Here is a 12246-nt window from a genome sequence, read left to right as displayed (position 1 = left end):
TAGTTCCTGCTCAGCACGCCTCGCACCGGGCATGACACGGCGAGGCGCCTGCCGGCCCTCAGAAGCGCCGTTCCCTGACGTGCACGGCCTGGAGCAATCCGATGGCGATCATGTTGGCGAACGTCGCCGTGCCGCCGTAGGAGACGAACGGCAGCGGCACACCGGTGATCGGCATGATGCCGATGGTCATGCCGACGTTCACATACGTCTGGAAGGCGAACCAGCAGACGATGCCGCCGGCCATGAGCGCGCTGAAGCGGTCCTCGCAGTGGCGCGCGATGCGCAGCCCGCGCAACAGCACCACGCCGAGCAGCGCGACCACGGTGAACGCGCCGAGGAAGCCGAACTCCTCCCCCACCACGGTGAAGATGAAGTCGGTGTGCTGCTCCGGCACGAACCGGCCGGTGGTCTGACCTCCGTGGAACAGCCCCTTGCCGAACAGCTCACCCGACCCGATGGCGATCAGCGCCTGTGTGCTGTTGTACCCGGCGCCGCGCGGATCGTTGGCCGGGTCGATGAAGGCGGTGAACCGCGCGATCTGGTACGGCTTGAGCAGGCCGAAGAACCAGACCGCGAGGCCCCCGAGCAGCGCCAGCAGGCCGAGCGCGACGATCCAGCGTTTACGCAGGCCCGCGAAGATGATCAGCGCGCCGGTGGTGACGGCGAGCACCATGGTGGTGCCGAAGTCCGGCTGGAGCATGACCAGGCCCATCGGGACGGCCGCGGCGAACAGGCCGAGCAGCAGGTCCAGCGGCCGGGGCCGGTCCGAGCCCGCGGCGGGCTCGGCGAGCAGCGCGCCGAGCATCAGGACGAGGGCCGGTTTGGCCAGCTCCGACGGCTGCACCGCGAAGCCGCCGCCGAGCAGGATCCACGAGTGTGAACCGTTGACGGTCGACCCCAGCGGGGTGATCACCGCGAGCAGCCCGAGCAGCGACACGCCGTACACCACCGGCGCGTACACCCGGAGCCTGCGCTGGTCGGCCGTGGCGGCGAGCCCGCACAGGGCCCAGCCGATGAGCAGGTTCAGTATGTGCTTCTTCACCATGCCGGTCGGCGCACCCGCGGCCCAGGTGCGGGTGGACGACCACACCAGCAGTGTGCCGATCACCGACAGCGCGAGCACGGCGACGAGCAGCACGCCGTCCAGCCGCCACACCGCCGACCGCGCACCCATGGCCCGCTGGATCAACGAGTCACCCTGCGGCGCGAGAGCCTGGTTCACTCGGCCACCGTCCCGTCCCTGTTGATCGTCGGCAGCCGGTCCGGGGGCCGGCCGCCAGGCAGCGCCGCCTTGCCCTTGATGCCGTAGATGGCCTCCCAGATCTCGCGGGCCGCCGGCGCGGCGGCCATGGCGCCTTGACCACCCTGCGAGACGGTGACGACGACCACGAACCGCGGGTCACCCGCCGGAGCGAACGACGCGAACCACGAGGTGTCCTCCTTGCCGTACACCTCGGCCGTGCCGGTCTTGCCGCCGATCTTGACGACGTTCATGGGGAAGCCGCCGAACGCACCCGCCGCGGTGCCGTCGGACGTCACCTCACTCAGCGCGTTGCGGATGTAGTCACGTGTCCCCTTGTCCACCGGCAGCCGGCCCGTCACCGGGGCCGTGACCTCGCGCACCCGCGTGCCGTCGGGGCTGACGATCGCCTTGGCGATCCGCGGGCTGCGCAACCTGCCGTCCCCGACGAGCGCGGCGTACGCCACGGCAAGCTGCAGCGGTGTGACCAGCACGTCCCCCTGGCCGATGGACAGGTTGGCCGCCTCGGCGGCGTGCCACTCGAAACCCTCCAGGCAGTTCTCGTTGGCCAGCCGCTTGAGGTAGGCGGCCCGGCCCGGGTCCTTCTTGGCCACCTCGGGGTAGCCGGTCCTGGCGCGCAGGCAGCTCAGGTCCTTGGTGGCCTTCCACTGCTCCTTCTTCCAGTTCCTGCCGGGGATGCGGCCGGGCACCTCCCCCGGCAGGTCGATGCCGGTGCGCCTGCCGAAGCCGTACGCCTTGGCGGTGTTGGTCATCGGCTCCTTGGGATGGGGGACCGGTTTGTCGCCGCCGTCGCGTTTCCACATCTCGTACGCCGCGCGGTAGAAGATCGTGTCGCAGGACTTCACCAGCGCGGTGTGGAGGTTCATGGGGCCGAGGCCGATGCCGTGGAAGTTGTGGAACGACGTCCCCGCGACGTCGTAGGCGCCGGGGCAGTCGTAGGTGCCCTTCAGCGGGTAGCCGTCCCTGACCATCGCCGACACCGACGAGATCTTGAAGGTCGAGCCGGGTGCGTACTGGCCGTGCGTGGCGCGCGAGATCAGCGGCAGGCCGGCCTTCTCCGACAGCAGACTCCGGTACTCCTTCTCGGAGATGCCGCCGGCCCACACCGCCGGGTCGTACGTCGGCATGCTGCCGAGCGCGATGACGCCGCCGGTCCGCACGTCCAGCACGACAGCGGCGGCGCCGTCGGCCTTCGGCGCGTTCTTCATCGCGTGGGCCAGCGCCTGGTCGACGGCCCTCTGCACACCGGTGTCCATGTGGGTGATCAAGATGGCGCCGGGGACCGGGGAGGTCTGGCGCTCGACCCCGAGCACCTTGCCCATGCGGTCCACCTGCACGCGGCGCAGGCCGGAGGAGCCACGCAACTCCTCGTCGTACACGTACTCCAGGCCGTCGCGGCCGACGAGGTCCACACCGGAGAAGTTGGCCTTCAGCGTGGAGCGCTTCTTCAGCTCCTCCTCGGTGACCGGCTGAAGGTAGCCGAGCGTCTGCGAGGCTCCGGCGCCGAGGGGGTACTCCCGGACGGCCTGCACCTCGGCGTGCACACCGGGGAAGTCCTCCTGGCGCTCCAGGATCTGCAGGGCCTGGCGGGTGGACACCTTGTCGTCGATGGGGATCGGCGAGTACAACGACCCCGGCCAGCAGGGACGGGTCACGTGCGGGCCGCAGGGACGTATGCGCTGGCGCAGCTCCTTGACCGGACGGCCGAGCACCGTGGCGAGACGTCCGAGCACGGCGGCGCCGCCGTCACGCATGCGTTCGAGCTCGGCGCGGTCCACCGACACCACCAGCGCGGAACGGTTGCGCACCAGGGGACGGCCTCTGGCGTCCAGGATCGGGCCGCGGACCGCCGGGACGATCACATCCCTGGTGCGGGTCTCGGTGGCCGCGGCGACGAACTGCGGTCCGCGCACCACCTGCACCTGCCACAGGCGCAGCCCCAGCACCACCAGCAGGGTGATCACCAGGAACTGCAGCACCACCAGCCTGGCGCGTACCCGGTTCACACCCGCCTCCGCACCGGGTAGGCCCCGGTCGGCACGGACCGGCGTCTCGGCCGCTCCCCCGCGCGCCGCGACACCACCCAGAAGCCCGCCGCCACGATCGCCAGGTCGTACACCACCATCGACGGCCAGTCCTCAAGCGGCGCGGGCCAGTCGACCCGTGGGTCGCCGAGCAACCCGCCGACGCCGGCCGCGAGCAACGGCGCCGCCATCACCGCCACGATCACCGTCGCCGCCAGCGCGCCGCGGGCCCGCTCCCCCGCGCGGCCCACCGCGAACCCCACCAGGCAGAACACCAGCGCGTACTGCCCCATCACGTGCGCCGCGGGAGGCAGCACGTCGGCGACCGCCCCGGTGAGGAAACCGATCAGCGCGCCGGCCGCCGCGCTCCGCACGGCCGCCAGCGCCACCACGCCGAGCAGGACGAGATCAGGCCCGCCACCACCGGGGAACGCGAACCTGTTGATCACGCTCACCTGCACGACCATGACCGCCGGCACCAGCAGGACCGCCGCGACCCCCCTCATGACCGCACCCCTCTCGCTCGCTCATTCCCGCTCACCGTCCCGGCCCCGGCCGTCGCCGGCGGCGCCTTCGCCGTCGCCGGGAGGCGCGTTGCCGCGTTCGCCGGGAGCGACGACCTCGCCGTCACCCGGGGTGGTGTCGCGACGGCGGGGACGCCGTTCCTCCGGTGGGCCGGACGGGTCGGCGCGCCGGCCCACCGCCGGTGGCGGCCCTGACGGCGGTGGCGCGGGGGTCGGGGACGGGGCCTCGGCACGAGCGGGTCTCCGCGCCGGCGCCGGTGGCAGCAGAGCGTCGCGGGGATCGCGAGCAGGGGCCTGGACGACGACCCCGACCACGTCGAGAGCGCCGAAGTCCACGAACGGCGTGGCGTAGGCGACGCGGGTCAGCTCGCCAGGCGTCGGCTCGACCCGCTCGATCGTGCCGATCGGCAGGCCCGGCACGTACGGCGTGCCGCGCTCGGAACCGAAGGTCACGATGCGGCTGCCGGTGGTCAGGGACGACACCGCGTCCAGCAGGCGGAACCGCACGAACCGGCCGTCGGCCGACGGGCCGAGCCCCGAGACCAGACCCACCTTGTTGCCCTGCTCCACCCGTGCCCCCACCGATGACGCCGGGTCGGTGAGCAGCACCACGGTCGAGGTGGACGGGCCCGCGCGCACCACACGGCCCACCAGCCCGTCGCCGTTCAGCACGGTCATCTCGGCCCGCACACCGTCCACCGAACCGGCGTCGATCTCGACGGTGTCCTCGAACCCCGGCACCCCGCGCCGCGCGATCACCTCGGCCGGCACCACGCGGAACCTGCCGAGGCCCGACAGGCCGAGCATCGCCGACAGCTCGGCCGACCGGCGGCGGTCCAGGCCCCGCGCGGTCAGCTCACCACGCAACCTGGCGTTCTCGGCGCGCAGCCGCGCGATGCGGCGCTCGGCGTCCGGCGCCGAGGCGAACGTCGAGACGAACTCGCCGACCGGCCGCGCGACCGCCGTACCCGCCTGCTCGGCCCAGCCGAACACCGACGCGCCGGCCGAACGGAACGGATCGAACAGCGAATCACCCCGCTGCCGGTGGTCGATCGTGATCAGGACGAGTGACGCGGCCAGCAGCAGGCCAAGGGTGGTCCGCGCACGGCGGGTGTCCCTCATCGGGGTCGTCGCTTCCTCGGCGCGCCGGTCAATGTCTCGGTTCCGGCACCAGCACCTGCTGCAGCACCTCGAACTCCTCGACACACTTGCCCGAGCCGAGCGCCACCGAGTCCAGAGCGTTCTCCACCAGATGGATCGGCATGCCGGTCTCGTCACGCAGACGGTCGTCCATGCCGCGCAGCAGCGCACCGCCGCCGGTCAGCGCGACACCTCGGTCCATCAGGTCGCCGGACAGCTCGGGAGGACACTTGTCCAAAGTGGTCTTCACCGCGTCGATGATCAGCTTGAGCGGCTCCTCGGTGGCGCGGCGGATCTCGTCCGCCGAGACCACCACGGTCTTCGGCAGGCCGCTGACGAGGTCACGGCCCCGGATCTCGGCGTGGCGGTCGTCACCGGTGGAGCACGCCGAGCCGATGGCGATCTTGATTTCCTCGGCGGTGCGCTCCCCGAGCATCAGGGAGTACTCCTTCTTGGCGAACGCCATGATCGCGTGGTCCAGCTCGTCACCACCCACCCTGATGGACTGGCTGGTCACGATGCCACCCATCGAGATGATCGCCACCTCGGTGGTGCCGCCGCCGATGTCGACCACCATGTTGCCCGTCGGCTCGTGCACCGGCAGCCGCGCGCCGATCGCCGCCGCCATCGGCTCCTCGATGATGTACACCCGCCGCGCACCCGCCTGGTAACCGGCTTCCTTCACCGCGCGCTGCTCCACGCCGGTGATGCCGCTCGGCACCGCCACGATGATGCGAGGCTTCGCGAAGTGACGCCGCTTGTGCACCCGCTGGATGAAATAGCGCAGCATGCGCTCGGTCACGTCGAAGTCGGCGATCACGCCGTCCTTGAGCGGACGGATCGCCACGATGTTCCCAGGCGTCCGGCCAATCATCCTCTTGGCCTCGATGCCAACCGCGACGATCTTGCCCGTGGTGGTGTTGATGGCCACCACCGACGGCTCGTTGAGCACGATGCCGCGCCCGCGCACGTAGACCAACGTGTTGGCCGTGCCCAGGTCGACGGCCATGTCACGGCCGAGGAACGCCAGCTTGCTGCCCATGGGGAAGGAAACCTTCCTTCAGGTGAGTCGCGAGAGATTACGATTCGCATTCGAATCGTAACGTGACGTACCCACTCCTGAGGGCAACGAGCCGCCAGCCCGGGGAAAATCTTGCCCCACCCGACACTCAAACCCACCCGCACAACCGGGCCCTGAACGATCGCTTCCCCGCCTCCACCAGCGAAAACGCCGCCGTCTCCCGCTGGCGTCACCGTGTCACGCCACCCCGGGACGACCGGACGAACACCGTGCCGGCGAAGCCCCACGACGCCTGGAAGGCCGGGCGAACACAGCACGCGGCCCCGGGTGCGTCAGCACACCGGGGCCGTCGTGGAATCGCTCAGAAGCGGTCCGGAAAGAAGATCTTGATCTCGCGCGCGGCGGACTCGGGCGAGTCGGAGCCGTGGACGACGTTCTCGCCGATCTCCAGCGCGTGGTCGCCGCGGATGGTGCCGGGAGCGGACTTCACCGGGTCGGTGGCCCCGGCCAGCGCACGGAACGCCTCGATCGCGCGCGGGCCCTCCAGGACCAGGGCCACCAGCGGGCCGGAGGTGATGAACGACACGAGCTCCCCGAAGAACGGCCTCTCGGAGTGCTCGGCGTAGTGCGCCTTGGCGGTCTCCGCGTCCAGTGTGCGCAGCTCCAGGGCGACGACCTTGAGGCCCTTGCGCTCGACTCGGGCGATCACGTCCCCGATGAGCCCACGGCGGACACCGTCGGGCTTGATCAGGACAAGCGTGCGCTCGGACACGAGAATCTCCTTAAGTCAACTGATCGCCACCCCGGCAGGGGCCCACGGCGAAAGGGGAAGCCTGCCCGCAGCCTACCGGCCCCCGCCGCCTACCCCATCCTCATGTCCACGAGGGTCTGCGTGCGGGTCCTCCCCGCCGGCAGGCGACGAACCGGGAGGGACGGCCGGGAACGCGACCGTGTCCCCGGCGCGCGCGATGTGCGCGCCGGCGGTGGAGGAGGGGATGGGGTCCGGGGACGGAGGCGCCGGCCGGGGGGCCGGGTCGCGGCGGCGCAGAAGAGCGCCGAGCACCAGGATGGCCACGACGACGAAACCCGCGACCAGAGCCCAGACGTGCAAGGCGCCGACGAAACCGTCCACCATGGCCTGGGACGTGACCGTGCCGGAGGCGCTGATCGCGCGCAGCCACCCCACCTGGATGCCGGTGCCGAGCAGGAAGCCACTGAGCACGGCGGGGAAGCACAACGACAGGCCGAACAGCCCCGCATGAGGGCCCGCGAGCAGCACGGCGGCACTCACCGCGACCGCGGCCCCGGCGGCCAGCAGCACCAGCGGCACGACCAGCGGGAGCCCGGTCGCCGACGGCACGAGCAGCCGTATGCCGCACAACCCGGCGACCACCGCGACCAGCCCGGCCGCCACGAGCCTCGCCACCGGCCCGTCCACCGCACGGCTCTGCGCGCCGCCATCGGCTCCGAGGCCGGACGCCGTGCCGTCCAGCGGCACCGGGTCGTCACCGACATCCCGGTGTGACGGCCCGCTCGCGGACGACCGCGCCGCGGCGGCGCCTTCGAGCGCCGCGGGGCCGGGAAACTTCGCGGACGGATCGACCGCGCCGGTCGACGTGACGGCGACACGGGAGCGTGCCGTGATGAAGCGGACAGCGGCAAAGGCGGCGGCGAACGCCGCGAGCGCGGCCAAGGCGAACGCGGCCCACAGCCCGGACAGCCCCGGCCCGCCGAGACCACCGAGCTCGACGTAGGTCACCTGGGCCGCGGTGGGCAGCACGACCAGGCCGACGGCGATCATGACAAGAGCGGCCATGCGCTCCTCGGAGCCCCCGGCCTGCCGTACGCACGCCATGGCGGGCAGCGAGACGACGGCGACGGCGGCCGCCACCAGGATCAGCTCGGACGGCCAGTTGAAGGTCGTGCCGACCGCCAGCGCCGCGACCCCCGCCGACGGCCCGGCCGTGAGCACCAGAGCCCTCCGTCCCGCCGCCGGCCACCGGATGGCCGCCGAGGACCCGGCCTCACCGCGACGCGACACCGCCAGATGGACGGCGGCGACGGCGAGCGCCACACCGGTCAGCAGTGGGTACGGCTGGAGCGTCACGCGCCACGACGTCACGTCGGCCAGCGGCCACAACGCCAGCGCCTGCGCCGCGAGCAGGCTCGCGCACAACGCCGCGGCCCACAGCGGCACCAGGACGCGCCGCGCGGCCCGAGGCCGCTCCCACGCCGCCGCGAACGTCGCGGGGACGAGGAGCCCCGCGCCGGCGCCGTGCATGGCACGCAGGGCCCCCACCTCGAACGCCGAGCCGGCGAAGCCACCGGCGAGGTCGGCCGCGGCCAGCATCGCGAGACCGGCGAGCACCAGCGGCGCGGGACGGAACCGGCGCAGCGCGGCGCCGGCCAGCGGCACGACGCACAACATGACAGGAAGGGCGAGCCCATGGGCCCGCAGGATGCCGACCCCCGCGAGGCCCGGAGGCAGCAGGGCGGACACCACGGAGATCGTGTTGGGGATGGCGACGATCGCCAAGGGGAGCCCGATGACGGCCAGCAGACCGACGACCACGTCGGCCGCGAACGGCAGGCGATTGACCCTGGCGAACCCGGCGAGCCTCGCCGCCGGCACTGATGGAGCGGGGGGAACGGCCATACCAGCCGACTTTAGCGCTAAGTCACGCCCTCGACACGACGAGCGACGAATATCGCGGTAATCCACAACGCGGCGAAGATCACTCCCAGGAAGAACATGATCGGCACAAGGAACCCGGTGGCGATCGCCAGCACCTGCAGAACGCTCCCCGCCACATACGCGAACGGCCGCTTCAGCAGCCCCGCGACCACCACACACAGCACCGCGAGCCCAAGCCCCACCGTGACGGCGATCGCCGGCTCCACCTTGTTCACCATGATCGCCACCGGTGTCACCAGCCCGAGCACGATCGCCTCCATGCCGAGCACACTCGCACACAACCGCCGCATCCCCGGCGTCACAGTGATGTTCATCGGGCCACCTCCTCCGCCACCGGACCGCACGTCACGCCGCACGTCACACCGACTCCACGCACAACCGACCCACGACCGGCATCCGGACGATGCTCCTCAAGCCTCGTCCGCCACCACGCCACGTACGTCACTCGAACTCCACATGCAACCAGCGCATCTCCGGCATGACAGTAATGCTCATCGCGTCTCCTCCCGCCACCGCGCCGCACCTCACTCGGACTCCGCACGCAAGCGGCACCCCTCCGACACGGCAGTGATGCTCATCGAGTCTCCACCCGTCACCGCGCCATGCCTCATTCGGACTCCGCGCGCAGCAGAGTGCGCGCGTCCCCCGCGGTGACCACCGAACCGGTGATCAGGACGCCGGTGCCGCTGAACTCCCCCGCCTCCTCGGCCAGACCGATCGCCATGTCGATCGCGTCGTCGAGGCGCGCCGCGACGTGGACGCGCTCGGTGCCGAAGATGTCCTCGGCGAGCGACCGCAGCTCGTCCACCTCCATCGAACGAGGCGAGGAGTTACGGGTCACGACGACCTCCGTCATGATCGGCTCAAGTCGTTCCAGCACGCCGGCGACGTCCTTGTCCGCCATGACGGCGACGACCCCGATGAGCCGGGAGAACCCGAACGACTCGTCGATCGCCTCGACGACCGACTCGGCGGCCCCCGGATTGTGCGCCGCGTCAACCAGCACGGTCGGCCCGCGCCGCACGACCTCGAGACGTCCCGGCGACGACACCTGCGCGAACGCGTTGCGCACCAGATCGGCGTCCAGCGGCTCGTCCCCGGCCGTCAGCATCTCGACCGCGGCCAGAGCACATGCCGCGTTCCCCGCCTGATGGTCCCCGTACAGCGGCAGGAACACCTCGTCGTACACCCCCTTGAGCCCCTGCAGCCGCAGCATCTGCCCCCCCATGGCCCCTCCGCGCTGCAGGACCCCGAACTCGAGACCTTCACGCGCGACCGTGGCCCCGACCTCCGCGACACGCCGCAGGAGCACCTCCGCCGCCTCCACCGGCTGCTGCGCCAGCACCGCCGTGGCCCCCGGCTTGATGATCCCCGCCTTCTCCCGCGCGATGGCGTCGATGTCCGGCCCGAGGTACGCCGTGTGGTCGAGCGAGATCGGCGTCACCACCGCCACCGTCCCGTCCGCCACATTGGTGGAATCCCACGTCCCACCCATCCCGACCTCGACCACCGCGACGTCCACCGGCGCGTCCGCGAACGCCGCGTACGCCATGGCCGTCAACGTCTCGAAGAACGACAGGCGGCCGTGCCGCTGGTCGACCAGCTCCAGATACGGCAGCACGTCCTCGTAGACCTGGACGAACCGCTCCTCACTGAGCGGCTTCCCGTCCACGGTGATCCTCTCCCGCATGGACGTCAGATGCGGACTGGTGAACCGCCCCACCCGCAGGTTCCGCTCCCGCAGCAGCGTGTCCACCATCCGCGCCGTACTGGACTTCCCGTTCGTCCCCGTGATGTGCACAACGGGATACGCACGCTGCGGCTGCCCCAGCAGATCCATCAACTGATTGATCCGGTCAAGAGTCGGATCGATGTCCCACTCCACACCCCGCCGCAAGATCGCCTTCTCAACCCCCAAGTACTCCACCCCCGAAGCCTACTGACCCACCCCCCCAACCACTCCACGACCTCCACCCCCCGCAAGTCCCCCCCACCGACACTCCCCCGCCGATTCCCCTACACTCCCCCACGACTCCGACCGAACCGCTCCCCTCCCGATCTCCTTCTCGACACTGACCGAACCGCACCCCAGCCGACTTCACTGACCGACTTCTCGACACCGCTCCCCTGCCGACCTCCTTCTCGACACCGACCAGACCGCACCTCAGCCGACTTCTTCTCGACACCGACCAGACCGCACCCCTGCCGACTTCTTCTCGACACCGACTAAACCGCACCCCTGACCGACTTCTTCTCGACGGCCGCTGTCTCAGCCGTCCTCGACGGCCGCCGTCTCAGTCGTCCTCGACGGCCGCCGTCTCAGTCGTCCATCACGATGACCGCCGTTGTTCGGCGCCGCGACGGCGGGACGCAGGTCGGCGAACCCGGCGCCACCCTACGACGGCCAACCGGCCCACGCCGGCCACCCCACACCTCCGCGAGCGGCCAGCCCCCGGCAACCACCCCCACACCAACGCCGGCACTACACCAACGCCGCCACCCCTCCCCCCCTCCCCCCACCAGCATCGCCGGCAGGACAACCCCCACAGCCCGCGCGGGAAACCCGGCACAAAGCGGATCCCCCCGGAAACGCGAAAAGCCGCCCAGGCAGTGCCTGGGCGGCTTTTCGTGACAGCAGCAGTGTGCTGTGAATGTTTGTCCGGCGGTGTCCTACTCTCCCACACCGTCCCCGGTGCAGTACCATCGGCGCTGGACAGCTTAACTTCCGGGTTCGGAATGTAACCGGGTGTTTCCCATCCGCTATGACCGCCGTAACCCCATGAAACAACCACCCGCGGAACGGGTTTGTTGTCTCTGAGTCACACAGTGGACGCGAGCATCACCCAACCAAACACACACACAGCAACTGCAGCATGCAAGGTCGGATAAAAGTTTTGTGGTCAAGTCCTCGGCCTATTAGTACCGGTCGGCTGGGCGCCTTACAGCGTGTACACCTCCGGCCTATCAACCCAGTCATCTCCTGGGAGCCTTACCCCCACAACGGGGTGGGAGACCTCATCTCAAGGCGAGCTTCCCGCTTAGATGCTTTCAGCGGTTATCCCTGCCGAACGTAGCCAACCAGCCATGCACCTGGCGGTACAACTGGCACACCAGAGGTTCGTCCGTCCCGGTCCTCTCGTACTAGGGACAGCTCCTTTCAAGTCTCCTGCGCGCGCAGCGGATAGGGACCGAACTGTCTCGCGACGTTCTAAACCCAGCTCGCGTACCGCTTTAATGGGCGAACAGCCCAACCCTTGGGACCTACTCCAGCCCCAGGATGCGACGAGCCGACATCGAGGTGCCAAACCATCCCGTCGATATGGACTCTTGGGGAAGATCAGCCTGTTATCCCCGGGGTACCTTTTAGCCGTTGAGCGACACCGCTTCCACACGCCGGCGCCGGATCACTAGTCCCAGCTTTCGCTCCTGCTCGACCCGTCGGTCTCACAGTCAAGCCCCCTTGTGCACTTACACTCACCACCTGATTGCCAACCAGGCTGAGGGAACCTTTGGGCGCCTCCGTTACTCTTTAGGAGGCAACCGCCCCAGTTAAACTACCCACCAGACACTGTCCCCCACCC

General features: G+C 70.3%; 9 protein-coding genes and 2 rRNA genes (1 of these 11 running past the window's edge). All 11 read right to left on the bottom strand.

Annotated features, from left to right (window positions below; translation table 11 throughout):
- Nucleotides 1-58: 58 nt before the first annotated feature.
- Nucleotides 59-1174, bottom strand: a complete 1116-nt coding sequence (rodA, locus tag BJ992_RS09310; RefSeq protein ID WP_184987788.1) for a rod shape-determining protein RodA — start codon at nt 1172-1174, stop codon at nt 59-61.
- 44 nt (nt 1175-1218) lie between these two features.
- Nucleotides 1219-3267 carry a penicillin-binding protein 2 gene (mrdA, locus tag BJ992_RS09305; protein ID WP_184979510.1) on the bottom strand — a complete coding sequence of 683 codons (2049 nt, stop codon included), beginning with the start codon at nt 3265-3267 and terminating at the stop codon, nt 1219-1221.
- Complete coding sequence (mreD, locus tag BJ992_RS09300; protein WP_184979508.1) at nt 3264-3791, bottom strand: rod shape-determining protein MreD; 528 nt, start codon at nt 3789-3791, stop codon at nt 3264-3266. The genes mrdA and mreD overlap by 4 nt, the downstream gene beginning before the upstream one ends.
- Nucleotides 3792-3812: 21 nt before the next feature.
- A complete protein-coding gene (gene mreC / locus BJ992_RS09295; protein ID WP_184979506.1) occupies nt 3813-4931 on the bottom strand; it encodes a rod shape-determining protein MreC in 1119 nt (372 codons plus the stop codon).
- Between the two features lie 28 nt (nt 4932-4959).
- Nucleotides 4960-5991 carry a rod shape-determining protein gene (locus tag BJ992_RS09290; protein ID WP_184979504.1) on the bottom strand — a complete coding sequence of 344 codons (1032 nt, stop codon included), beginning with the start codon at nt 5989-5991 and terminating at the stop codon, nt 4960-4962.
- 340 nt (nt 5992-6331) lie between these two features.
- Nucleotides 6332-6742, bottom strand: coding sequence for a nucleoside-diphosphate kinase (ndk, locus tag BJ992_RS09285; protein WP_343072567.1), 411 nt, complete (start codon nt 6740-6742; stop codon nt 6332-6334).
- Nucleotides 6743-6814: 72 nt separating this feature from the next.
- Nucleotides 6815-8626, bottom strand: a complete 1812-nt coding sequence (locus BJ992_RS09280; RefSeq protein ID WP_184979502.1) for a hypothetical protein — start codon at nt 8624-8626, stop codon at nt 6815-6817.
- 17 nt (nt 8627-8643) lie between these two features.
- The gene (locus BJ992_RS09275; RefSeq protein WP_221474734.1) at nt 8644-8979 is read right to left on the bottom strand and encodes a DUF4233 domain-containing protein; all 336 of its coding nucleotides are present in this window, start codon (nt 8977-8979) and stop codon (nt 8644-8646) included.
- Between the two features lie 293 nt (nt 8980-9272).
- Nucleotides 9273-10592 (bottom strand): glutamate ligase domain-containing protein, encoded by a 1320-nt coding sequence (locus tag BJ992_RS09270; RefSeq protein WP_184979500.1) that lies wholly within the window; start codon nt 10590-10592, stop codon nt 9273-9275.
- Between the two features lie 730 nt (nt 10593-11322).
- Nucleotides 11323-11439: ribosomal RNA gene (gene rrf, locus BJ992_RS09265) — 5S ribosomal RNA — on the bottom strand.
- 122 nt (nt 11440-11561) lie between these two features.
- A 23S ribosomal RNA gene (locus BJ992_RS09260) occupies nt 11562-12246 on the bottom strand; it runs 2439 nt beyond the window's last position.

The organism is Sphaerisporangium rubeum, assembly GCF_014207705.1.
Lineage (GTDB): Bacteria > Actinomycetota > Actinomycetes > Streptosporangiales > Streptosporangiaceae > Sphaerisporangium > Sphaerisporangium rubeum.
The sequence above is the reverse complement of the archived record's forward strand: the minus strand, read 5'-3'. Positions and strand labels throughout refer to the sequence as shown.

Excerpts from the sequence above, each read along its gene's own strand:
- rodA (WP_184987788.1), bottom strand. The coding sequence starts at position 1,174 with ATGGGTGCGCGGTCGGCGGTGTGGCGGCTGGACGGCGTGCTGCTCGTC.
- mreD (WP_184979508.1), bottom strand. The coding sequence starts at position 3,791 with ATGAGGGGGGTCGCGGCGGTCCTGCTGGTGCCGGCGGTCATGGTCGTG.
- mreC (WP_184979506.1), bottom strand. The coding sequence starts at position 4,931 with ATGAGGGACACCCGCCGTGCGCGGACCACCCTTGGCCTGCTGCTGGCC.
- BJ992_RS09290 (WP_184979504.1), bottom strand. The coding sequence starts at position 5,991 with ATGGGCAGCAAGCTGGCGTTCCTCGGCCGTGACATGGCCGTCGACCTG.
- BJ992_RS09280 (WP_184979502.1), bottom strand. The coding sequence starts at position 8,626 with ATGGCCGTTCCCCCCGCTCCATCAGTGCCGGCGGCGAGGCTCGCCGGG.
- BJ992_RS09275 (WP_221474734.1), bottom strand. The coding sequence starts at position 8,979 with ATGAACATCACTGTGACGCCGGGGATGCGGCGGTTGTGTGCGAGTGTG.